The organism is Streptomyces sp. NBC_00597 (assembly GCF_041431095.1).
Taxonomy (GTDB): domain Bacteria; phylum Actinomycetota; class Actinomycetes; order Streptomycetales; family Streptomycetaceae; genus Streptomyces.
This window is the reverse complement of sequence record NZ_CP107758.1, coordinates 519,295-541,895: the sequence shown is the minus strand read 5'-3', so window position 1 is coordinate 541,895 and position 22,601 is coordinate 519,295. Positions and strand designations below refer to the sequence as shown.

Sequence of the window (22,601 nt, the reverse complement as noted above, 5' to 3'; positions counted from 1 at the left end):
CGGGGCGAGAAAGGGAACTACTGCTGCATTCCGTGCGGAATGCGCCTGTTTTTGACCGTCCGTCACGACCGTCTCGATGGGCGGCGACGTCGTCGTCGCGCCGAGGGATCCGGTTCCCGGAGCGGGTTCGGTACAGCGCTCGCCGGCCGGGGGCCGGCCGGCGCGTCATGCCCGCCGTGTCGGGCCCGCCGACCGGCGGAAACGTTTTATCACAGGCCGAACCGCCCCCCGTGGTCGAAGGCCCGAGGCAAAGGGGCCGGCATGGCCAGGGGGTGGTGCTGGATCAGCTGTCAGGAGACGAGGTCGTAGAACATCTTGGATGCGGCCCCGGCGGCCTTTTCCACGGTTCGAACGACCGGCTTGGCCACGGCGGTGGCTGCGCGTCCGCCGCCTCGGGTGACGAGTCCCAGTGCCGCGCGGCCGGCGGATGAAACGAATTCACCGCTGGTGAAGCCGTATTCGATTCCGGTGGCGATTGCGCTGACTCCGGCGGCGACGACGGAAATACCGAGGCAGACTGCGGCGATGCTGCCGAGGACGGGTGCCGCCGGGAAGAAGACGCAGGAGACGGCGAAGCCTGCTGCCAGGAGCCCTGCGGCCGTGCTCACCTTGTCGGCGGTGTCAGCCCACCATTTGGCGTCGTTCCACCATTCGTCCTTGCCGGGCTGGCTTCCCTTGGGGTTGACCGTGTCGTTGTTCGTCGTGTCCGAGGGGTTGTGGTTGGCGTCCCGGTCCTTCTGCGCCTGCTCGGCGGCGGCGCGTGCGGCTTCCCTCACTTCCGCCGTCCGCTTGTCCGCTGCGATCTGGCGTGCCTCGGCGGCGGCCGTGGCAGCGGTCTTGGCGTCCCGGCCGGCGTCGAGCTCGGACTGGTGGGCATTGGCGGCGGAGGCCTGGGCGCTGTTGGAGGAGGCCAGTGCGCTGCGGGCCGCGTCGATGGCGCGGTTGGCGGAGTGGTTCGCCGCGCGGGAGGCGCTCTGGGCGGTGGCGGCGGCGTCCTTGGCCTTGTTCGCCGAAGCCTGGGCGTCGGCGGCGGACTTGTCCGCGGAGTCCGCGTGCTTGCGGGCCTGCTCCTTGTAGTCATCGGCCAGTTTCGCCGAGTCCAGGGCTTTCTGGGCCCACTCCTGAGCCTTCTGGCCGGCGTCCCGGGCCACTGCCGCGACCTGGGAGGCGAGGGCCGCGTCCTTCTGGGCCTCCTGGGCGATCTTGGCCGCTGCCGCGATCGCCGCCTGCATGGCGGCGGCGTGGCTGAGGGAGTCGTAGTCGAGCTGGGCGGCTCGGTGCCGGACGGATTCCACGAAGCGCCGGCGCATCCACGCGGGGCCCTCCATGGCCACCTCCGCGTAGGCCTTGGCGTACGCGTCGCCGCTGGCGATGATCGTCATGGTCGTGACGGCGTCGTCCTCTTCGACGGCCTCGGCGAGGTCCTCGTCGAAGAACTTCTGGAGGGCTTCCGGCGTGTTCTTGTTGAGCGCGTCGTTGGCGGCCTTGGTGACGGTCTTGCCGGGCTTCGCGTTCAGAATCTTCAGGATGTTGACCCTGTTGTCCTCGGCGCGCGACTTGATGACGCCGGAGGTGTTGAAGTCCCCTGCCGCGGGGACGCCGCCGGCGAGGGCCTGAGCCGCTGCCTTCGCGACGGCCGGCTCGGAGACCTGGGCGATGAAGAGGATCGTCTCGCGGTCGTCCTGGGACTCGGCGAGCTGCCGGTCGAGGTCGATCCAGGAGTGGACGTCGTAGTCGGATCCGGCGAGTGCGAAGCGGGCGGCCTGACGGGTCCAGATGCCCTTGGAATCCAGCAGTGCGATGGCTGCCTGGCGGCCGAGCGCGGCGGCGGCGGTGAGGTCGTCGTTGCCGAGGGCCTGCTCCGCCTTGGTTATGAGGTCCTTCGTGGCCTGGGCGGTCTGCTGTGCCTGGGTGCGCTTGTTCAGGGCGGCAGCGCGCTCGCTCTTGTCCAGCTGGGCGAGCTGCGCGGCTTCCTTCATGCCTTCCAGCTTGTCGGCTGCCAGCGTGGCCGCCTCGGCTGCGCGGGCGTTCTTCTCCACGGTCAGCGCGTCGGCGATCGCCTGCGTCGCGAGGTTCGCCGCCTTGACCGCCTCGTCGGCGTACGCGGTGGACTTGTTCGCGAAGTCGATGGCCTGGCCGGCGTACTTGACGGCTTCTTCGGCCGCATCGGCAGCCTTCTCGGCGTGCCCGGCGGCGGACTTGGCCGCAGCGTTCGCCCTGCGCGCGGCCTGCGCCGCGGTCGAGGCCAGTGCCTGGGCCGTGGAGGCGGCGTTGGTCGCCTGGTTGGCGGCGTCGGAGGCGATCGCGGCCTGGCGCTTGGCCTCGGCCGCCTCGCCCTGGGCGACGCCGGAGGCGTCAGCCGCCTGGGCGGAGGCCTTGGCGGCGGCCGCGGCGTCACGGGCCGCGTCGGCGGCGGCCAGGCCGGCGCTCGCGGACTGCTCGGAAGCGACGGCTGCGTCGTCGGCCGCCTTGGCAGCGGAGTACGCCTTCGCGGCAGCGTCGCGGGCGGCGACGGCCGCGTCCTTCGCCTCGTTGGTCTTCGTCGCGTCCTTCGACGCGGCGATCGCGGCGTTGTAGGCGCGAGTGGCCGCCGATCCGGCGGCGGCTGCCGCCTGGGAGGCCGCCGTGGCCGCCCAGGACGCCCGCTGGGACGCCTGGACCGCGGCCGAGGAGGCACGGATGGCCGTCCGGGCGGCGGACGCGGCGCCGCTGGCGGCGGTGGCGGCCTGGCGGGCCGCCTCGGCGGACCTGCGGACGTCGTCCCGTGCCTTCTCGGCTTCGGCCGCAGCCGTTTCGGCCTTCTCCTTGGCCTTGCCCGCAGCTGTCGTCGCCCGCTCGGAGGCCTCGACGGCAAGGTCGGTCTGCTCCCGGGCACGCGCGCTCTCGCGCTCGACGATGGCGACCAACTGCGCGATGGTGGCGGCTTCCTGGTCGCGGGCCCGGGCGATGTGCTGGCCGGTGTCGAGGTACCACTGCATGTCGTCCGCGGTCCCGCTCAGGGCGCGGTTCGCGTACTTCTTGAGCTCCGGGCCGGCCGTCGCGAGGCTGCGGATGACCTCTACCCGGGTGTCCTCCAGCCTGGCGTTGTACTGGCCGGTGAGCAAGAACTGCTCCAGCGCCTGGTCGGTGCCGGCGGTCAGCGCGGCGTTGCCGTCCCGCTTGACGCTCTTTCCACCGTTGGCCATGACGCTGAGGGTGGTGACCCGCATGTCCTCGGTGACCGAGGAGCGGAAGCCGTCCTTGACGAACGTGGATATCGCCTCGTCGCCACCGGTGAGGGCGGCGCTCGCGTCCCTTCGAACGCTCTTGCCCCCGTTGCCCAGGTAGGTGAACGCGGCGACACGGTTGTCGGTCCGTGTGGCCTTCGGCAGCTGCTCGGTGAGGAAGGTCGTGATCTCCTGGTCGGTGCCGCCGAGTACGTAGGCAGCCGCCTGCTTGACCGAGCGGCCGCCCAGGATCCACGCCTTGACGACCTTGGCCCGATCCGTGTCCGGAAGCGTCAGCGCGTCGCCGGCCGGCGCGGCCGCGCCAGTGGCCGCCCGGACCGGGGTGGTGAACAGCCAGGGGGTGGAGACGGCGGCTGCGCTCGCTGCGAGAGCGGTCGTGAATCGACGCCGACTCCAAAATGTTTCCTGCACGGAAGAACCTCTCTGATTTTGATTCCTCGTCGAGGCCGAGGCTGACACCCGCCCGAGATTCTCCATCGGACGGCGATGACTCGACCATATGCAGCGCTCACGCCCGGAACACACTCGGCCGGAACCCAACTATCGCCGCGCCCGAAGAATGGCTGGATCTCGACTATGGATTTTCGAAAAATCGTCACAACCATTCAATAAGGTGGCGCAAGTCACACGCAGACTCACCGGTATGTCCAGATATGGGACTCATATCCCATTGGCTGGAACGCGAATGTCTTGGTTTCATTCAGAAGATCGCCAGCCACTTGCACACGCTTCGAAGCTATCTCGTTTCAAGTGCGCCATAAATCATGCCCAGCGGAACTCGCAATTCCGGTCGCGCCCCACATGCGGGCGCATCGATCTCACGCACAGAGCACGTGCATACGGCTCGCGAACCCCACCTGGATCGACACTAAGGACGAAAATGAAGGCACGTAGCACAATCCTGCGGATCGTCGGCGCGGCTCTGGGAACCGGCGCTCTGACCTGGGTCGCCATGGGTGGAGTGACCGGCGGAACCGGTCCGGAGAACCTCGCGACGCAGTCGATCGCCGATGAGGGACCGGGTTATGCCGTCGAGGACTTCTCTTACCCGAACGCCGACAAGATCCTCGCCGAGCAGAAGATCAAGCTGAAGAGCGGAAACGGCCGAATCCTCCTCGCCGAGTGCACCGGCGCACCCGAACTGATGGAGGTCTTCTCCCACCAGAACGAGAAGGTCTGTTTCCGCGTCACCGGGGACAAGGGCTACCTCAGCTTGGAAATCCCGGCCGTCTTCGGAGTCAAGGGAAACAACTACGCGGCGCAGGTGGAAATGTCCGCCGGCACCGAGCAGAAGACGTTCAACGTCGACAGGAACGCCTGGACGGCCGTCGGCGAGACCGCAGATGGGCAGGGTCGCGATTTCATGCTTCTGGAGATCCGGACTTCCAAGTAATGGCCTCGGGGACGCCCTGAGACAGCCGAACGCAGGACCCAACAATCTCGGCTGCTGTTCCCCGCCCCGAAAACCCCGGCTTTCCGGTCTGGTCATTCATGTTCTCCCAGGCCCGGAGCAACTCGATCGCCGGCCGGGGACGCTCCACGCTCCCGACCCGCGTCCAGTGAGTCGATGACTCGCCTGGCCGTCTCCGCACCATGGCCCGGCCGGGCAAGGCCCTGCTTCTTCGCACACCCAAAAAAGGATCTTCATGTCCGTACATGGTTCACGCACCGCGTGGGCTGCCGCCCTGCTTTCCGCCGCAGTGGGGGGTGGACTGCTCACCGCCGGTCCCGCCACGGCCCTCAGCGGCAGCGATGCTCCGGGCAGCGGCTACGCCTTCGCCGCGAAACTCAACGTGGGTGACAAAGCGTCCTGTTCGGGGGCGTTGGTCGATGCCCAGTGGGTGATCACCGCCGCGTCCTGTTTCCGCAACGGCTCCGCCGCGGTCCCGGCCGGCAAGCCCGCCCTGAAGACCACCGTCACCGTGGGACGCACCGATCTCACGCAGTCCACGGGCACCGTGGTCGAAGCGGCGGAGCTCGTTCCGCACGCGGACCGCGACCTGGTGATGGTGAAGCTCGCCTGGCGGGTCGTCGGGGTGGAGCCGGTCAAGGTCGCCACCACCGCCCCGTTGGCGGGCGAGCAACTCACGTCTTTGGGGTTCGGGCGGACGAAGACGGAATGGGTCCCGGACAAGGCGCACACCGGGGTCTTCACCGTGGCCTCCGTCGACGGTGGCACGCTCGGCCTGAACGCATCGGGCGGCGCGGTGGTCTGCAAGGGTGACGCCGGCGGTCCGGCTCTTCGTCAGACGGACGGCGGTCCCGAGCTGGCGGCGGTCAATTCTCGTTCCTGGCAGGGCGGCTGTCTGGGCACGGACGCGGCCGAGACCCGCACCGGGGCGCTCGACGTCCGTGTCGACGACGTGGCGGCCTGGGTGGACCAGGTCCGCAAGACCACTCCCGCGGTGCGTCTGGCGTCCGTGGTGCCCAACGTCACCAAGGTGATGGGGACGGGCGACTTCAACCAGGACGGCCGTACGGACATCGCCGCCGTCACCACTGACGGCAACCTGCACACCTTCGCCGGCCGTCCCGACGGCACCTTCGAGTACGGCCGCCCGCTGTGGCGGGCCGACGGCAGCTGGGGTCCCGCCAAGAAGATCATCGGGGGTGACTTCAACGGCGACGGGTTCACCGACATCGCCTCCGTCTGGAGCAACGGCGCTCTGCGCCTGTACGCGGGCCGGTCCGACGGCAGCCTGGCCGACGGCAAGGCGATGTGGGCGGACGCGAGCACCAACTGGGACGCCATGCGGCAACTCGACCGCTACCGGGCGCCGGGCTCCGACCGCGACGGGCTCATCGCCGTCTGGGGTACGGGTGACGCCAAGGGGTCCCTGCACGCGTACTCCACGACCGCGGACGGCGTGCTGACCAGCCAGAGCCGCAAGATGTGGCCGGACAACACCTGGCTGGGCATCCAGAAGATCACCACCGGCGACTTCAACAACGACGGCCGCGACGACGTCGTGGCCATCGCCTCCGACGGCGCCCTGCGCCGCTACAGCGGCGACGCCGCCGGCGGCCTCGACACCGGCGTCTCCATGTGGCACGACACCGCCTGGAACAACATGCCCGTCCTGTTGTCCGGTGACTTCAACGGCGACGGCAAGACCGACCTCGGCGGTCTGTGGAGCAACCAGCAGCGCTTCAACTTCTACCGGGGCAACGGACAGGGCGCCGTCGCCCCGGGCGCCAACGCCTGGCCCTCTCCCCTCCCCCTGCCCGCAGGCGGTCAGATCCGCAACATGAACAGCGGCAAGTGCCTGGAGATCTCCGGCTCCAGCAAGGACGACGACGCCCCCGCCCAGCAGTGGACCTGCGGCGCGCAGGCCGGCGCGAAGTGGGAGCTCCGCCCCACGGCCACCGCAGGTGTCTACCAGATCGTGAACGTGAACAGCGGCAAGTGTCTGGAGATCATCAACTCCATCAAGGACAACGGCGCCCGTGCGCAGCAGTACACCTGCCACGACATCCCCACCATGCTCTGGACGATCAAGCAGGCCGGCAGCACCGTCAGCCTGAACATCAGCAACGTCAACAGCGGCAAGACCCTGGAGATCTCCGACTCCAGCAAGGACAACGGCGCCCCCGCCCAGCAGTGGGAGCACTCCTCCGACCCGTCCTTCGCCACTCAGAGCTGGTACCTGTAACCAGCCTTCTCGGGCGTCTCGGCAGTCCCGGATCGACAGCCCCGGCCCACGCCACTGCTCTAAGGAAAGCCACATGTCTGCACCCCGTCCGCGGACCGCGCGGATGACCGGCCTGCTCGCAGCCGCCACCGCCGTCGCAGCCGGTCTCACCACCGCCGGATCCGCCCAGGCCCTCACGGGCCCCGAGGCCCCGACCGGCCAGTACGCATCCGTCGTCAAGCTGAACATCGGCGACGACGCCAACGGCCTTGCGTGCACCGCGGCGCTCGTCAACGAGTGGTGGGTCGCCACCGCCGCCAGCTGCTTCGCCCCCGCCCCGGGCCAGCAGGTTCCGGCCGGGAAGCCCGCCCTGAAGTCGACGGTCACCCTCGCGGACGGCCGGGCCCTCGAAGTGTCCGAACTCGTCCCGCGCACCGATCGCGACGTGGTCCTCGCCCGTCTGGGGGTGCCCGCCCGAGGCGCGGCCACGGTCAAACCCGCCGCCACCCTCCCTGCCGCCGGCGCGGACCTCACCGCCGCCGGTTTCGGCCGGACGAAGACCGAGTGGGTACCCGACAAGCTCCACACCGGTGCCTTCACGGTCAATGCGACCGACGCCACCACCCTGACCATCACCGGCAAGGGCACCGACGCGATCTGCAAGGGCGACACCGGAGGTCCGCTGCTGAACGCGGCCGGGGAGCTCGTCGGCGTCAACAGCCGGTCCTGGCAGGGCGGCTGCCTCGGCACCAACCCCGCCGAGACCCGTACCGGCGCCGTCTCCGCCCGTACCGACGACCTCGGCGAGTGGATCGCCACGGTCACCGACCCGCTTCTGGTCCGCTCCGGTCAGATCATCGAGTCGGGCACGACCCTCGTCGGCAAGAACCTCAAGCTCTCCATGCAGGCAGACGGCAACCTGGTCATCTACCACAACAGCGGTGGTGAGGGTAAGGGCGCTGCGCTCTGGTCCTCCAACACCTACGGCAACCCGGGCGCGTACGCGATCATGCAGGCCGACGGCAACTTCGCCGTCTACACGAAGACCGGTGGGGACGGCAAGGGCGGTCACCTCTGGTCCACCGCCACCTTCGGCAACGCCGGCGCGTACCTGCGCTTCCAGGACGACGGCAACCTCGTCGTGTACAAGAAGGACGGCGGGGAGGGTACCGGCGGCGGCCTGTGGTCGTCGGAGACCGGGATGCGCCCGAACACCCTGCCCAGCGACGGCCGCTACCCGGCCGGTTTCTGGATGGACAGCCCCGCCAAGATCTTCGTCATGGCCTGCGACGGCCGCCTGTACGTCTGGGACAAGAGCCAGGCCAAGCAGGTGTGGAGTTCCGACGTCGCCGGCGGCGACGGCTCCTACCTCTCCATGCAGCGCGACGGCAACCTCGTCGCCTACCGCAAGGGCGGCGGCGACGGAACAGGCAATTCCTACTGGTCCACCGCCACCTACGGCAACACCGGCGCGTACCTCACCTTCCAGAACGACGGCAACCTCGTCGTCTACCGGAAGGACGGCGGCGAGGGCAAGGGCGGCGCCCTCTGGGCCAGCGGAACCGTCCCCACCGACCCGCGTCCTTCCGCCGCGGTGAACGAGGCCGGCGGCAGTGACCGGGTGCGCTGGGCCGACTTCGACGGCGACCGCAAGCCCGACTACATCACCATCGCCGACAACGGTGCCGTGTCCGTGTGGCTGAACCACGGCGGTGACCCCGCCGGTGCGAACGGCTGGCAGGGCCTGGGCCAGGTCGCGTCCGGTACGACCACCGATCGCTCCCGGGTGCGTCTGGCCGACTTCGACGGGGACGGCAAGGCCGACTACCTCGTCATCAATGCCAACGGCTCCGTGAACGCATGGCTCAACCGCGGGGGCGACAAGGTCGCGCCGTGGAAGGCCCTCGGTCAGGTCGCGACCGGCGTCACCACGGACCAGAGCAAGGTCCGCTTCGCCGACTGGGACGGCGACGGCCGCACCGACTACCTCGTCTTCAACGACACCGGCGCCGTCGACGTCTACCTCAACCGCGGCGGCGACCAGGTCGCCCCCTGGCAGGGCATCGGCCGAGTGACGACGGGTGCCACCACCGACCGCAACCGGGTGCGGTTCGCCGACTCCGACGGCGACGGCAAGGCCGACTACTACGTCGTCAAGCCCGACGGCAAGGTCGACCTCTTCCTCAACCGCGGCGGTGACGTCGTCCCGAACAACGGCTGGAGCGTCGTCGGCCAGGTCACGGGCGGACAGACCACCGACCACACCAAGGTCCAGTTCGTCGACTTCAACGCCGACACCCACGCCGACTACGTCCTCGCCGGTGCCGGCAGCAGCGCCTCCGTCCTCGCCTGGAACGGCGGTGACCCGGCCGGCGCCAAGGGCTGGACCGACCTCGGCAAGGTCGCCAGCGGCGCCTGACCGTACCCGTATCACTGCTGCTCTGATCTGCTCTGATCTGCACTGCACTGCACTGCACTGCACTGCGGTTGCACTCGGTCGCACTGCCCGCCGTCCGTTCCCTCGCCCCGCGTGGAGGACGGACGGCGGGCACTTTCGTTTCCGGACTCCGTTCTTTCCCTGAAGGGCCGTCACCCTGATGAAGCGCACCACCCCACTCGGCCTCGTCCTGCTGGCGGGCGTCGCGACCGCACTCGGCCTCGGCGCCTCACCGGCCGCCGCAGCCGTCCAGCCCGCCCCACCCCTGGTGAGGATCATGCCGCTCGGTGACTCGATCACCGCGGGCGCGGGCAGTTCCCACGGCGCCGGATACCGCTCGGAGCTGTGGGGCCTGATCGAGGGCCAGGCACGCTACACACCCGACTTCGTCGGCTCCGGCTCCTTCGGCAACGTCAGCGACCCCGACAACGAGGGTCACAGCGGCTGGACCATCGACGACGTCCGCTCGAACATCGACCGCTGGCAGACCGCAGCCGACCCCGACGTCGTCCTGCTACACCTGGGCATCAACGACCTCAACACCCATCACGCCGACCCTGCGGACGCTGCACGGCGACTGTCCTCACTCGTCGACCGCATCGTCGCCAATCGACCCGGGGTGACCGTCATCGTCCAGGGCCTGCTCACCGACACCCCGGGGCTCGAACCACAGACGCGGGCTTTCAATGCCGCCCTCCGTGGCCAGGAAGCGGCGCGCCGCGCCCGCGGCGAGCGGTTCCGTTTCGTTGAACCGCCCCGCCTGGACGTCGCGGCCGAGTTGCCCGACCACCTGCACCCCAATGACGCCGGCTACCGCAAGATGGCCCTGGCGTACCGCGACGGCCTGGAGCAGTCCGTCACCGACGGCTGGGCCGTGCGGCCGCGCGGGCCGCGGGCCGGTACGGAGACGGGCGGCGCCGGCCCCGTACGGTGGGCGGACTTCGACGGCGACGGACGTCCCGATTACCTCACCATCGCGGACAGCGGTGAGGTGCGGGCCTGGCGCAACGAAGGCGGGAAGCCGGGTGGCGGCTGGAAGGCGCTCGGCGCCGTCGCCACCGGCACGACGAGGGACCGTACGCGGGTGCATCTGGCCGACTTCGACGGAGACGGCAGGAGCGACTACTGGGTCGTCAACTCCGACGGGTCCGTCAACGTGTGGCTCAACCGCGGCGGCGACCCCGCGGGAGCAGGCGGGTGGCAGGGCATCGGCAAGGTGGCCACCGGCACGACGATCCGTCCCGAACAGGTCCGTGTGGCCGACTTCGACGGAGACGGCAGGGCCGACTACCTCACCATCGCCGACAACGGCGCCGTCCACGCGTACCTCAACCGCGGCGGCGACGGGGTGGGCGACACCGGCTGGCGCGACATCGGCCAGGTGGCCACCGGCACCACGACGGACCGGAGCCGGGTGCGGCTGGCCGACTACGACGGCGACGGCAGGGCCGATTACTGGATGATCAGCGCCAGCGGCAGCGTCACCACCTATCTCAACCGCGGCGGGGACAGCCACGGCGGCTGGAAGTACCTCGGGCAGACCGCAACCGGCCTCACCACCGACCACGACAAGGTCCAGCTGTCCGACTTCGACGGGGACAGCCACGCCGACTACCTCCTCACCGGCTCCGACGGCAGCATCGGCATCCACCTCTTCGACGGGGGCGACCCCTCCGGGCCCCACGGCTGGAATCCCATCGGCACCGTCATCGACGCCACGCCCAAGGAAACCCGGACGCTACCCCCTTCAGTCGGATGACGCCGTTTCCTAAGGATCATCTGATCGTCGGTTGATGTGTGTCGTTGACTGACGCGCAGTGGGCGCGGATCGAGCCGTTGCTGCCGGACCGAACGCCTCGGCGGGGTGGGCGGTGGCGGGAACACCACGCCGGGCCAGGCTGGTGACGCACCGATCCGCCGGCATCTGCGGCGGCGCGGGATCCGGGCAGTGATCCCGCGACCGGCGGACCAGACGCGAACCGCAGGCGGCTCGGCAAGCGCGGCGGTCGTCCGCCGGCCGTCGACCGCGAGGCCTACAAACAGCGGAACACCGTCGAGCGGTGCATCTAGCGACCCTGCGCCTGCTTGCCCGCTGGGTGGACACGGCAACTGTGGAGAAGGTCCGATCCCGACGGCCGCCGCCTGGACGGGCGACGGGCCGATGTCTCGCACACACCTACCGGTTGGCAGCGTTGAACTACCGGCGGCAGGCCGGGGACACGAAAGTAGCGAGCATCGGCCGTGCCGGCCGGGAACAGCTGGACCAGTCGGAACAGTTGCACCAACCGAGTAGCTGGCGCCGCACGAGCGGGGAGCACGGAGATCACAGAATCGTCCGCCTCACCAGGATCTGCGGGCCCCAGCGTCGCGGTACCCGCCGCGCACTCAACCAAGACGTACTTCTACAGGAGGACTTTTTCATGACTGACCGGCCCTTGACACTCATGGCAGTACACGCCCACCCCGACGACGAGGCCACCGGAACCGGAGGGGTCCTGGCGCGGTACGCGGCGGAAGGCATCCGCACGGTTTTGGTGACATGTACCGACGGCGGATGCGGTGACGGACCTGGAGGCGTCAAGCCGGGCGATCCCGAGCACGATCCGGCGGCCGTCGCCTTGATGCGCCGTCAAGAACTCAAGGCGAGCTGTGACGTCCTGAACGTCAGCGACCTGGAGTTGCTGGACTATGCCGACTCCGGGATGGTGGGCTGGCCGAGCAACGACGCCCCCGAATCCTTCTGGCAGACCCCCGTGGAGACGGGCGCGGCCCGGCTTGCCGAACTCATGCGGCACTACCGACCCGATGTGGTCGTCACTTACGACGAGAACGGCTTCTACGGCCACCCCGACCACATCCAGGCCCACCGCATCACGATGGCGGCGCTGGAGATGACCGAGCTGACACCGAAGGTGTACTGGACGACGATGCCCCGCTCGGTCATGCGGCGGTTCGGCGAGATCATGCGCGAGTTTCATGAGGACATGCCGGAGCCGGATCCGGCCGAGGCCGCCGCGATGGCCAAGATCGGTCTCCCCGACGATGAGATCACCACGTGGGTGGACACCCTCGCGTTCAGCGGTCAGAAGTTCGATGCGCTGGCAGCGCACGCCAGTCAGGGCGAGAACATCTTCTTCCTCAAGATGGGCAAGGAGAGGTTCGGCCAGTTGATGGGCATGGAGACCTTCGTACGGGTCAAGGACTCCACCGGCGCGGCCGTACCCGAGAACGATCTTTTCGCCGGACTGCGCTGACCTCACCCGTCCAACCGTGGCCCCGGCACGACCAATCCCATCGAGTCGACCTTCGCCACCGTGCGGCTCCGCACCGAGGTCACCAAAGGCGCCGGCTCCCGCGCGGCCGGCCTGGCCATGGTGTTCGAGCTCGTCGAGTCCGTCCAGGCCCGCTGGCGAACCGTCGACGGCGCGCACCTCGTCCTCCTGGTCCGCGCCGGGGCCCGCTTCGAACGTGGACTCCTGGTCGAGCCGCGCCGGGGCCCACGCGGCATGACCTGGACGGCCGGCATGCCGCGTCCTGATCGACCTCGCGCTACCGTCCCACCCGGGCCCGCAGAGCCCGATGGAACGCTGGGCACCGGTGCTGGCCCCCTGCGTGCTCAGGGGAGGAACGTCACTGCCGGGAAGGCCGGGGACGGCCCGTCGAGTAGGTGGCCCCGCCGGTGGCGCAGGTGCTCGTCGAAGAACGCGAGCGGGTAGGCCTGCTGGATCTTCACCGCCTGGTCGGGATCGAGGGTGCCGATCACGTCCTGGAGCTGCTGCCCGCTCCATCCGAACAGTTTCGCCACCTGTGGGAACAGCGCTTCGTTGTCGCCGTACGAGACGTGGACGGCGCCCTGGGCCTGAATGTTCAGCCGCCAGCCGCGCAGGTGCGACCAGAAGGCGGCGGCCTCGGGAGTCGTTGCCCGGGTGAACACGGCGGACATCATCATGAAGGGCCGGTCCAAGTCGCCAGCCAATGGCGGGTTCATCTGCATCGGGCCGTCGAGGCTGAGCCCGGCCCGGATGCGCTCGTCCGCGAGCGTGGCGCAGGCGGTGGCCGTCCCGCCCTTCGACCAGCCGAACGCGCCCATGCGCTGCGGGTCGAGGGAGCCGAGCAGCCCGGCCGGCAGCTCCCTGTGGTCGACGTCAGGATTGCACCCGGCGGCGAGCTGCTCGACGCAGTCGAGGACGAAGCGCAAGTCAGCGGCAAAGTCTCCGGGGAGCGTCGGCGCCTGCCTGTCGCGCAGCGGGACGGCGATCCGGCCGTCGGGGAACTCGGTGTACGTGTCGTACTGGTGAGCCACCGTCACAGCCGCGTACCCGTGGCTGGCGAGCTCTTGGACCATGACGGTGTGGTCGCCCTGGTGGCTGTGCGCGCCGTGGGAGAAAACGACGACGGGCAGCCGTTGGGCCGTTCGCCGCACCGGAGCACCTACGTGGCCGGCAGTGAGCGGCCCCAGGGCGGCCAGATCGCTGAACCCGACGTCGGCGAGGAACGCCTGGAATGCGCCGGCCGGCATCCAGGGCGCCACCGGGTACCGCTCGACGTCACGGGCGGGGTACCAGACGGTGGCCATCAGTTCGCGGAAGTGCCCTGGGCCCGCGAGGTCGTCCGGACGCGACCGGTCGACGAGGTGTAGCTGAACCGTGCCCACCGGATGCGGCCCGGTCGGCACGGGCAACATGAGCCGCGCCGGAGCGGGGGCCGGGGCCGGGTCGGGGGCGGCCGGGTCAGCCCACGCGGGGCCGGCAACGGCGGCAAGCGGCACGGCGGCCCCGGCGGCCAGCGCGGCTCCCAGCATGCTGCGGCGCGTCAGGCCCTTCCGGCTGATGAACGGCGTAGTGATCAAGAGCCCTCCCCTAGTGACGGATCGTCAACCATGCCGCAACGGCGAGTCCGTGGGCACAGGGGGAACCCTGTCACGTGCCCCTCCTGCGCAGCATCAGCCCATGGGTTTACGCCCTGGGGCCGATGCGGTCGGAGCTGTCGTCCGGTTGCGAGGCCATCCCGATCGCCTCGGGCCGCAGACCAGGGCCCGCTGGCTCTCACACCGCTGCCACCAAAGCGAGAGATCACACCCCGGCGGCATCTCACCCCGCCGCGGTCTCGGGCACGGCACCTTCGTCGGGGCGCCGCCGTACCTCCGTCGCGGCCGGCACGCTGGCCTCCGGCGCGGCGTAGAAGTCCGGATGCAGGGTGCGGTACGCGGTCTCGTTCGGGAGCCGGTACTCCCAGGCCAGTGCGCGCGTGGCCACGCCCGTGATCGGGTGGTCCCGGTAGTACCGGACCCAATCTGCCCACAGCCAGGTCCGCGTCCCACCGGCCAGTGCTCCCAGCCGCTGCTGCTCCTGCGCCAGGGTCTTGCCAACGTTCTGCGCGTAGCGCCGGACCAACGTCACGCTGTCGGCCCGCATCGGCGTCTTGTACCCGGCCGGGGAACGGAACGGGGCCGTCGTGCGCGTGACGTGGTCACCATCGGCCCAGTCGACGGTGACCTGCCCGGTGTCGTGCAGGGTGACGACCGCGTCGACCGAGGCGTTCCACCACAGCACGCCCTTCCCGAACCAGCCGACCGTCAGAGTCCCGTCGCGCTCCAGCCCGTGCCGCGGCACGGTGCGCTCGGCGAGCTCGTGCGCAGGAACTCCGAGCCGCGCGGCGGCCTTCTTCACGGACTTCGCCAGGACCTTCTGCGGGTGCAGGGCGGGGACGACGTCGTAGTGCAGGGCCCACAGTTCCTCCATCACGTCCGGACCGGGCAGGTCGCCGAGCGCCGCGAAGGCCGCGCCCGCGATGTCGTGGTCCACCCGGTGGTACGTGTCCATGGCCTGGGCGTTCTTACGGGCGACCGCGGCGAGGTCGGCGCTCAGCCCCTCGGTGTCCCGGCGGAGCCAGCCCGCGGCGAGGAGGAAGCCGATCGCGAGGCTGCGCGCCCGCGAGGCAGGCTTGATCATCCCGAGTTCGCGGATCACGTGCTCGGGGTCGTCCATGTCGTGGAACGACCCGCCGCGGGCCAACTCCCGGACCGCGTACCGGACCAGCTCGTCGGCGCCGTCCGCCTTCAGCAGCGCCTTCGCCCGGCGCTTCCAGGCGGCGTCGACCTTGTACCGCCAGTTCCAGAACCCGTCGGACGTCCCGAGGTGCACGACCAACTCACCCAACTCGGGCGACAGGCCGGTGAACCGCTCGCGCGTACGAGTGCTCCAGCTGTTGCCGGGATCAAACAGGTCCGCCACAAGATCATTCATGCCGTGATCCTGCCAAACCACACTGACACCAGCCGCCGGGGGACGGACCGTGCCCGCAGCACTGCGCGACCGCAGTGGCAGCTGCACACTCCCCTGCGCCGTGCCTCGCGGAGGGCGGAGCGCGGATGCCGGCCCCTTCGGCAACGACACGGCCGCGGACTTTGCCGACGTTTTCGACGACACCGAGTCCGAGGCACGAGAAGCCCTGATCCGAGGCGTCCTCATCCCGACGATCGACGCAACTGGCCATCTCCCTGAAGCGGACGAGGCGGTGGCCGCCGCGCTGATCGCGGCGCGATGCCCGGGCGGTGAACCCGTCGACACGCCCTACGGCCCGGAAACTCCTATGCCCCTGTTCCCTTCCGACTTTCGCGCGCTGGCTGACGAAGCCCCTCGCCCGCATCGCCGACGACGAGAACGGGCCGGCCTCGAACTGGGTCGGCCCGGAGGACCGGAAGAAGTGGCGGGGCGCCGACCTGGGCTCCCGAGGCCGTCGGCAGTGGCGGATTCGGCTGGCTGATGTCGATGCTCGGACAGAGCTACGGCTTCCCGGTCCCCGGCGGCGGGTCCGGCGCCCTGACCTCGGCGCTGGTAAGCCGCCTGCGGCGCCGCGGGGGCATGAGGCTGCCTGCGCGTTCGCCACGGGCGCGCAGCGCCTCCCCGGCCCCGGACGCGGCGCCCGTATCACCCGAACGGGGCTGCCGGAGGAGGACGAAGACGGTTGCAGGGAGGGAAGCGGACACGCCGAATGGCCCGGACTCGACGAGTCCGGGCCACGGCAGCTGGGGCACTCAGGCAGGACGACCACCGAAGGGGGCGCCGGTGCCGTAGTAGGTGCCCAGCTCCTCGCGATAGCCGCTGTCGCCGAGGTGCTGGTCCCGGTGGAACTCGGGAGCGTCCTTAATCTGGCCGCTGGTGCGGTCGAGGTAGATCTTCCTCTCGTCCGGGTCGACACTCACGACCGTGCTGGCAGGCAGCAGGACTTCCTTCCCGAAGATCCACATGCCGGTGTCGACCACGAGGTAAGCGTCACCCACCTCGTCGGAGTGCTTGTCCACCTTGCCGATGCCACCGTCCGTCGCCTCGACCTTGTAACCGGTGAGGTCGATACCCGCCAGGTATCCCGAGGTCGACTTGTAACTCCACACATGCTCAGTCACGCGAAAACAACTCCTCGGACAACAGAAGACAGCGGGCCCATCCTGCTGCTTTCCTTTCCGTTCGCCAGTGTCGGCAACTCGTCAAACCGCCGGGCTTTCCGCCCGGAGTCAACGAATTGACGGTCAGGCTGATCACCAGCCCGCCACCGAATCCGCTACCAGCGGTACCAGCGGGCGCTGCCGCCACTGGGCCGGGCAACGAAACCGATCAGCCACACCACCAGCACGATGACTGCGACCCACCACAGGGCTTTCAACGCGAACCCCGCGCCGAAAAGGAGCAGGGCCAGCAGAAGAACGAGAAGCAGGGGAACCATATGAATCAACCTCCGAGACACCGGGTGCCCCTGCCCTCCGACTTCAAACGCCGCATCCCACGGACCGCACTCACACACCGCGGGGGACACCGTGAAGCTGCGTCCTGACCAACTACTTCGAGGACTGACCCACCTCCTCGCCTCACGTGGTTCAGGGAGACGGCACGTCTGGGCCCGTGATCCAGTGGTGGTTTTGACCGAGCCGATAGACCGTCGCTGAGAGGTCAGCGGGCATGAGGCGGAAGGGGCGGCCGTGGTCGTCGACCGTCACGGTGCCCGCGTCGTGTCCGCTTTCCCAGTCGATGTCCAGGTACCAGGAACACAGGCAATGCTTCGTGGTGCTGACGAACGCGAAGACTTCGGGATCGTTCTCGGACGTCTTGTACGGAAAGTTCGGCGTGTTCTCAAGTGGGCTGATGCGCAACGTGTCGAGGTCGGCGCTGAATGTCCTGATCTGCAGAGTGCCTCCGCAGCCGTACGCGCCGGGTGCGAAGACCGTTCCCTTCACGGGCGAGGACCGTTCGGTAATTCTCAGGCGGGCGTCTTTCAACACGACGCTCGCCGGCGATCTGCCCTGCACGGTCAGGGTGACGGCCTCCTGGTCCATGGCGGTGGCGTCGTATTTGCGTGCCCAGGCTTGGAGACTTTCACCGGCACGCGGGGGCTGAACCCTCGCGCGGTCGCCCTGCACCAGAAAGAGCGGGCAGTCCGCGGCCGTATCCCGTTGCACGTGCAGCGTGAAGGGAAGCTCCTTTCCCTTGATGGCATGTTCCAGACCGGACTTGACCGCATCGATTACGAGCGAAGCGACGGCCGCGAGCACAGCGGCTGAGAAGGCGGCCGTCAGAGCTTTCCAATGCCGGCGCCACCAGGGAACACGGGACCCCGATGACCCCGCTGCTGGCTGCGATCCCGACTTCGGGGGCGGGTCTGCGGTCATTGCCTCCCGCTTTCCGGCGAACCGGCCATGTCTGCGGTACCTCCCGCCAGGCGCACCACGACCGCCCGATCGCCCCGTTGGGTGAGCCGGCGGTCGTCATGTGCGGCCGGACCAGCTCGCGGGCGTCGCTGGAGCCGGCCCCACCCAGTAGCCCGCAGCGACGCCATGGATTCTCCCTCGGCTTTGCCCGCGTTCAACCCGTAGAAGACAGGTTGTTGACCACGCCCTCCGTTTTAGCAACCACGAGCTGCGGGCGGACGGAGAACCAGGCTGGCGCTCGCCCAGGCGGCGGATACGGTTCACTGCAAAAACGATTGCCCGGTTCCCCATGACATGGATGCCCCGGTACCTGTCCGACACCCCAGCGCGAAACCCTCAGCACGACAGCAGGGCAGCGGCAGCGGCAGCGGCCCGAACCGATGTACCGCCTGATCGAGAGAGCAACGGCTCCTCACGCCAGCCCGGACGCAGATCGGGGCCGCGCGGCAAGAGCTGCGCGGCCCCGATCTCGTGCTCCACACCCGCCCGCACTGTGCATGCTCGGTTTGAGCCGTGCGAGCCGCCTTACGCTTCGAGCGCGGTGGCCGTGATTCTGCGGGCGGTGGTGGTGGAGGGGTCAGGCCAGGTTGATGTTCTCCGCCTGCGGGCCCTTCTGGCCCTGGGTGACGTCGAACGTCACGGCCTGGCCTTCCTGGAGCTCACGGAAGCCCGAGGAGTTGATCGCCGAGTAGTGGGCGAAGACGTCCGGGCCGCCACCGTCCTGGGCGATGAAGCCGAAGCCCTTCTCCGCGTTGAACCACTTCACAGTTCCCGTAGCCATATCCATGCCTTCCAGTCGATGAACGCCTCCCGCAACGCGGAAGGCGGAGGTGATCGCCCTGGTCCCTGCGGCACATCACAGCAAAACGCCCACGCCTTCGGCGTGGGCAAAGGGAACTTCCGAACCACGACAGCTGACTTAAACGTTACACGCCCGCACGCCTGTCACCATAGAGAAACGGCCATCGCGTCGCGCCGGTGTACGCCTGCCGCTGGGCCAGGCGGGCGCAGACCGCCTCAGGACGCGGGCGGGGGATCCGCTCTTTCGGCAGCGCGGCGGTATTCGGCGTTGATGCGCTGGGCTTCTTCGAGCTGGTCTTCGAGGATGACGATCCGGCAGGCGGCCTCGACGGGCGTGCCCTGGTCGACGATTTCCCGGGCCCGGGCGGCGATCCGCAGCTGGTAGCGGGAGTAGCGGCGGTGCCCGCCGGCGGAGCGGAGCGGGGTGATCAGGCGGGCTTCGCCGAGGGCACGGAGGAAACCCTGGGTGGTGCCGAGCATTTCGGCGGCCCGGCCCATGGTGTAGGCGGGGTAATCGTCGTCGTCGAGACGGCCGAACGAGTCGTCTGCTGTCATTGAACCCCTCTCGTGGAAACGCATTGAGGGGCCCTGGTGCCGTACGGCACCAGGGCCCCGAAGGAACTGCTACACCATCTGCCGGCCCTAACTCTGCACCAGCCTTTTGTGTCCGCGGGCCCGACCTGGATGCTGTCGGGGCTGCGGGGATCGCGGTTGCTTGACCGGAGACCACCTCACTATCGATGTCCTGCGGTACCCGGGCTCAGGTTTCCGCCCGGGCGATCCTGATGGCGCTCGGCTCCTCCGTTCTTCCCTCGGTGATCAACTGCGTACTGCTGTACTGCGTACCGCTGGTGAAGCGAACTACTGCGCGGCCTGTCCCAGCGCCACACTCCGGCAGCCAGCCCCGTCGCCCATCCTGCGTCTGCTCTGGCTTAGAACCCCACTGCCGAACCTCCCGGTGCGCGCGCCCGCAGCCGACGCCTTCACCGAGGTACTGCTCGTGCTGCTCACTGACTTCACTGCTGGGTACTGCGAACTGCATTTGCGGGTACTGCCACTGCGTCAACTGCGGTACTGCTTGCGGCGGCCCCTGATCACTGCGGGCCACCCGGTCCGGTCGTCAGTCCCGTTGCCGTCCTGCAACCGCTCTGGCTTCGAAACTCCACCACCGCACCGTCCTGCATGCTGCAACTGCGGGTCTTGCCGCCCGGCAGTTCATCTCTGCCAGGCCCTTCGTTCTCTCTGTGCTACGAGAGAAACCATACCCACGCCATCAACCAATGTCTAGCCTGGCCGGCATAGATTTTCGCCTGGCGAGTAGCAAGACAATCGACTCCGGCCGCGTAGTCGCTCCCTGACCCTGCCCGAGCCCGGACAGGGAGCGGCCGTCCAAGCACTGCCACTCCACCGGAAATTTCCCGCCCCGCCGGGCCGAGCTTGCCCCGACGAGCCCCGCGCGTCGCCGCGGCTTGCTCGACTGCCGAAGCCGAGACCCGGTCCTGACGCTTGTCGCCGCGCGTAGCCGGCTCGGTCAGGCGGTGGCGGGCTGGGGTCGGGGCAGTTCTGCCTGGCCGAAGAGGAGGGCGTAGCCGCCGGGGAGCTGGCGCAGGATCTCGGCGAGGAGGTCGGGGCCGGCGAGGCGTGTGACGATGGCGAGGGCGGCGCCGGTGTCCCGGCGGGCGGTGGCCGGGGTGGCACCGGTGCGGGCGGCCAGGTCTTTGACGAAGCCCCAGCCGGTGAGGTGTTCGGTGTCGGGGATCTGGGCGGTCAGGGTGAGGGCCGCCTCGACGGGCAGGCACTGGGCAAGGCGGAAGCGCTCGTCGCCGGTGAGCTGGCGGCCGAGGGCGGCCAGGACGTTGTGGACGGCTTCCGCGGCTCGTTCGCGGGTGGGATAGGCGCCCTCGTAGCGCACGCGTTCCAGCATCTGGTCGAACGTCATGACGGTGCGGGACGGGTTCGCGCGAGGCTGGTCGTACATGGCTGCGGTTGCCTTTCCCTGCGAAGGATCCGACCCTCGGGCCGGTGGTGATCAGGTGGGTCGGGGGTGGCCGAAGAGGAGGTCGTAGCCGGGCGGGAGCTGGAGCAGGACCTCGGGGGTGAGGACGTCTCCCGCAGCGGCGGCCGCGGTGGACAAGACCGCGCCCATGTCCCACAGGGCCGTCTTCTCTGTGGCGCCCTCGATCCAGGCCGCGGTCGCACGGACGAACCGCTCCGGCGAGAGCGGCTCCGCGGCCTGCAGCGGGTTCAGGAGGATCAGGGCGTAGGTCTCGGGGAGCCTGGCGGCGAGCTCGGCCCCGACCGTGCCGACCAGGTGCGCGCCCAGCAGGGCCAAGACGACGCGGGCGACGCGGTCGGCTTCTTCAGCGCTTTCGTACACGCCTCGTTGCTGGACGTGGGCCAGGAACGACTCCCTGCGCATCGACATCAACATCACCTCCGGGACGGGGTGAGGAACGTCAAAAGAGGGGGTGGCGGAGGGCGGGTGCCGGAGGGGGATCGGCTCCTCCCGCCCTCCGCGGCCGGCTGGTGCGGGAGGCTTCAGCCGGAGATCTGCTTGCGGCCCGCTTCGCCGCCGATGCTGATCTTGCGGGGCTTGGCGCGCTCGGCGATCGGGATGCGCAGGGTCAGGACGCCCGCCTCGTAGTCGGCTTCGATGCGCTCGGTGTCGAGGGTGTCGGCCAGGACGAGCTGGCGGGAGAAGACACCGAGGGGCCGCTCGGAGAGCTCCATCGCGGCAGAAGTCCCGAAGAGCGGGGCGAGCTGGCGCATCGTGAGGTTGGTGCGGTGCTCTGCGCAAGCGACTACATCCTTCGGCCTACTGTGTTTTCGGCCCTGTGGAGGACGATCTTGCGGCACCGCCGCGAGAGAGTTGATCCGTGCGAACAACCATCGGATACACCGTCGAAAGCATCGGCTACGTCGTAGGAGCCCAGGGGGTCGTCAGCTTCGCTTCGCAGACCTTCTTCGGCACGGAGTGGGGCTGGATGCACAAGGTCGTCGACCTTCCGTCCACCGGTTACCTCGGCATCGTCGTCGTGGGGCTAGCGTTCATCGTCAGCGGGGTGAAGATGCGGAAGGCGCCCGGGCGCCAGGAGGTCGCCTGACCGGGGGGCCCTTCAGCCAGCGACTCCCATTTACGTGTCGTAGCCGAGTCCCGCTACGACCATGCCCGGCTCCCTCTCGAACGCGCCGACCAGGCCGCCGAACGGCGAGGAGTTCACGCATGCCGGCACCGCCCGCCGTCGGGTGAACAGCTAATCCGACCGGACGCGGCTCCGGCACGACGACGCTGTTCCCACCCGCGTGCTGTAGCTGGACTCCGGCGAGCTGGCACACATCGGCACGGAGGAGGAGGAGGAGGAGGCCGTCTCCTGGGACTGGGCGGCGGTGGAGACCTTCCGGCACTCCGGTGTCCGCCATGGCTTCTCGCCTTGAGAACGCCGAGGTCAACGGATGGCTCAGCCTTCTGCCTCGGCCTGCGTCCTGCGTTGCAGAGGGTCGGCTCCGAGCTCGGTGAGCCGGGCGAGCATCTTGGGGTGGACATGCAGCATCGGGCAGCGGCTGACCAAGGCTTCCTCGTCGGCCGTGGCGGCAGACGATCGAGGCGATGACGTGGAACAGCTCGGCGGACATCGGGAGTGCGATGACCAGCAGGGCGGCGCTGGAGTCTGGCTGGCCGCGGACACGCCGTCCCCCGGCCAGGCGGGCCAGGCGCCGAGAGCGCGGGCGAGTTTCTCGCTCTGCTCGCGCGTGATGCCTTGCCCCAGCCGGATTCCGCAGCGGGGACTGCGGTGAGCACCGCA

18 protein-coding genes and 2 pseudogenes are annotated in these 22,601 nt (G+C 69.2%); 9 read left to right on the top strand and 11 right to left on the bottom strand.

Translation table 11 applies throughout. The features are described 5' to 3' along the window. Nucleotides 1-290: 290 nt before the first annotated feature. Nucleotides 291-3,638: an ALF repeat-containing protein gene (locus tag OG974_RS32090; RefSeq protein WP_331735297.1), complete on the bottom strand. Its 3,348-nt coding sequence runs from the start codon at nucleotides 3,636-3,638 to the stop codon at nucleotides 291-293. Nucleotides 3,639-4,107: 469 nt separating this feature from the next. On the opposite strand from OG974_RS32090, the gene OG974_RS32085 reads away from it, so the two are divergent. The 7 genes and pseudogenes from OG974_RS32085 to OG974_RS32055 form a co-directional block, all read left to right on the top strand. Beyond that, nucleotides 4,108-4,620, top strand: a complete 513-nt coding sequence (locus tag OG974_RS32085) for a hypothetical protein (RefSeq protein ID WP_331735294.1) — start codon at nucleotides 4,108-4,110, stop codon at nucleotides 4,618-4,620. Nucleotides 4,621-4,873: 253 nt separating this feature from the next. Beyond that, nucleotides 4,874-6,880, top strand: coding sequence for an RICIN domain-containing protein (locus OG974_RS32080; protein WP_331735291.1), 2,007 nt, complete (start codon nucleotides 4,874-4,876; stop codon nucleotides 6,878-6,880). Between the two features lie 73 nt (nucleotides 6,881-6,953). Next, on the top strand, nucleotides 6,954-9,278 hold the full coding sequence (locus OG974_RS32075) for an FG-GAP-like repeat-containing protein (protein WP_331735288.1): 2,325 nt from the start codon (nucleotides 6,954-6,956) through the stop codon (nucleotides 9,276-9,278). Nucleotides 9,279-9,456: 178 nt separating this feature from the next. Further along, nucleotides 9,457-11,055, top strand: a complete 1,599-nt coding sequence (locus OG974_RS32070; protein WP_331735285.1) for an FG-GAP-like repeat-containing protein — start codon at nucleotides 9,457-9,459, stop codon at nucleotides 11,053-11,055. Nucleotides 11,056-11,208: 153 nt separating this feature from the next. Then, nucleotides 11,209-11,363: pseudogene (locus OG974_RS32065) on the top strand (IS5/IS1182 family transposase); the annotation flags it as partial. A gap of 353 nt (nucleotides 11,364-11,716) precedes the next feature. Continuing rightward, entirely contained in the window at nucleotides 11,717-12,550 is an 834-nt protein-coding gene (locus OG974_RS32060) for a PIG-L family deacetylase (RefSeq protein ID WP_327286397.1), read from the top strand. Nucleotides 12,551-12,577: 27 nt separating this feature from the next. After that, nucleotides 12,578-12,784, top strand: a pseudogene (locus tag OG974_RS32055) (IS256 family transposase); the annotation flags it as partial. A gap of 128 nt (nucleotides 12,785-12,912) precedes the next feature. Here OG974_RS32055 and OG974_RS32050 read toward each other — a convergent pair. Together OG974_RS32050 and OG974_RS32045 are read right to left on the bottom strand one after the other, a co-directional pair. Beyond that, nucleotides 12,913-14,145, bottom strand: a complete 1,233-nt coding sequence (locus OG974_RS32050; RefSeq protein ID WP_331735282.1) for an acetylhydrolase — start codon at nucleotides 14,143-14,145, stop codon at nucleotides 12,913-12,915. 241 nt (nucleotides 14,146-14,386) lie between these two features. Further along, nucleotides 14,387-15,541: a hypothetical protein gene (locus OG974_RS32045; protein ID WP_327286395.1), complete on the bottom strand. Its 1,155-nt coding sequence runs from the start codon at nucleotides 15,539-15,541 to the stop codon at nucleotides 14,387-14,389. Nucleotides 15,542-15,590: 49 nt separating this feature from the next. On the opposite strand from OG974_RS32045, the gene OG974_RS32040 reads away from it, so the two are divergent. Next, nucleotides 15,591-16,061, top strand: coding sequence for a DUF4259 domain-containing protein (locus OG974_RS32040; protein ID WP_331735279.1), 471 nt, complete (start codon nucleotides 15,591-15,593; stop codon nucleotides 16,059-16,061). 271 nt (nucleotides 16,062-16,332) lie between these two features. Here the strand turns inward: OG974_RS32040 and OG974_RS32035 are convergent, their stop codons facing one another. The 8 genes from OG974_RS32035 to OG974_RS32000 all read right to left on the bottom strand — a co-directional run bounded on the left by OG974_RS32035 (nucleotide 16,333) and on the right by OG974_RS32000 (nucleotide 21,693). Continuing rightward, nucleotides 16,333-16,701 (bottom strand): PRC-barrel domain-containing protein, encoded by a 369-nt coding sequence (locus tag OG974_RS32035; protein WP_327286393.1) that lies wholly within the window; start codon nucleotides 16,699-16,701, stop codon nucleotides 16,333-16,335. A 155-nt stretch (nucleotides 16,702-16,856) separates the two neighbouring features. Continuing rightward, a complete protein-coding gene (locus OG974_RS32030) occupies nucleotides 16,857-17,018 on the bottom strand; it encodes a hydrophobic protein (protein WP_327286392.1) in 162 nt (53 codons plus the stop codon). 151 nt (nucleotides 17,019-17,169) lie between these two features. Next, on the bottom strand, nucleotides 17,170-17,841 hold the full coding sequence (locus tag OG974_RS32025; RefSeq protein WP_329316911.1) for a hypothetical protein: 672 nt from the start codon (nucleotides 17,839-17,841) through the stop codon (nucleotides 17,170-17,172). Nucleotides 17,842-18,574: 733 nt separating this feature from the next. Further along, a complete protein-coding gene (locus OG974_RS32020) occupies nucleotides 18,575-18,778 on the bottom strand; it encodes a cold-shock protein (RefSeq protein ID WP_065965692.1) in 204 nt (67 codons plus the stop codon). 236 nt (nucleotides 18,779-19,014) lie between these two features. Continuing rightward, entirely contained in the window at nucleotides 19,015-19,353 is a 339-nt protein-coding gene (locus tag OG974_RS32015) for a MerR family transcriptional regulator (RefSeq protein ID WP_327286389.1), read from the bottom strand. Between the two features lie 976 nt (nucleotides 19,354-20,329). Beyond that, entirely contained in the window at nucleotides 20,330-20,776 is a 447-nt protein-coding gene (locus tag OG974_RS32010) for a DUF2267 domain-containing protein (protein WP_327286388.1), read from the bottom strand. Nucleotides 20,777-20,827: 51 nt separating this feature from the next. After that, complete coding sequence (locus OG974_RS32005) at nucleotides 20,828-21,223, bottom strand: DUF2267 domain-containing protein (protein ID WP_327286387.1); 396 nt, start codon at nucleotides 21,221-21,223, stop codon at nucleotides 20,828-20,830. A 113-nt stretch (nucleotides 21,224-21,336) separates the two neighbouring features. After that, a complete protein-coding gene (locus OG974_RS32000) occupies nucleotides 21,337-21,693 on the bottom strand; it encodes an Hsp20/alpha crystallin family protein (RefSeq protein WP_371647370.1) in 357 nt (118 codons plus the stop codon). Here OG974_RS32000 and OG974_RS31995 point away from each other — a divergent pair. Beyond that, a complete protein-coding gene (locus OG974_RS31995; protein WP_327286386.1) occupies nucleotides 21,675-21,902 on the top strand; it encodes a hypothetical protein in 228 nt (75 codons plus the stop codon). The genes OG974_RS32000 and OG974_RS31995 overlap by 19 nt on opposite strands. Nucleotides 21,903-22,601: the final 699 nt, after the last annotated feature.

What these genes read in the sequence shown, in the direction of transcription:
- OG974_RS32085 (WP_331735294.1), top strand. Translation starts at nt 4,108, where the DNA reads ATGAAGGCACGTAGCACAATCCTGCGGATCGTCGGCGCGGCTCTGGGA.
- OG974_RS32015 (WP_327286389.1), bottom strand. Translation starts at nt 19,353, where the DNA reads ATGACAGCAGACGACTCGTTCGGCCGTCTCGACGACGACGATTACCCC.
- OG974_RS32010 (WP_327286388.1), bottom strand. Translation starts at nt 20,776, where the DNA reads ATGTACGACCAGCCTCGCGCGAACCCGTCCCGCACCGTCATGACGTTC.
- OG974_RS32020 (WP_065965692.1), bottom strand. Translation starts at nt 18,778, where the DNA reads ATGGCTACGGGAACTGTGAAGTGGTTCAACGCGGAGAAGGGCTTCGGC.
- OG974_RS32030 (WP_327286392.1), bottom strand. Translation starts at nt 17,018, where the DNA reads ATGGTTCCCCTGCTTCTCGTTCTTCTGCTGGCCCTGCTCCTTTTCGGC.
- OG974_RS32070 (WP_331735285.1), top strand. Translation starts at nt 9,457, where the DNA reads ATGAAGCGCACCACCCCACTCGGCCTCGTCCTGCTGGCGGGCGTCGCG.
- OG974_RS32080 (WP_331735291.1), top strand. Translation starts at nt 4,874, where the DNA reads ATGTCCGTACATGGTTCACGCACCGCGTGGGCTGCCGCCCTGCTTTCC.
- OG974_RS32045 (WP_327286395.1), bottom strand. Translation starts at nt 15,541, where the DNA reads ATGAATGATCTTGTGGCGGACCTGTTTGATCCCGGCAACAGCTGGAGC.
- OG974_RS32005 (WP_327286387.1), bottom strand. Translation starts at nt 21,223, where the DNA reads ATGTCGATGCGCAGGGAGTCGTTCCTGGCCCACGTCCAGCAACGAGGC.
- OG974_RS32060 (WP_327286397.1), top strand. Translation starts at nt 11,717, where the DNA reads ATGACTGACCGGCCCTTGACACTCATGGCAGTACACGCCCACCCCGAC.
- OG974_RS32075 (WP_331735288.1), top strand. Translation starts at nt 6,954, where the DNA reads ATGTCTGCACCCCGTCCGCGGACCGCGCGGATGACCGGCCTGCTCGCA.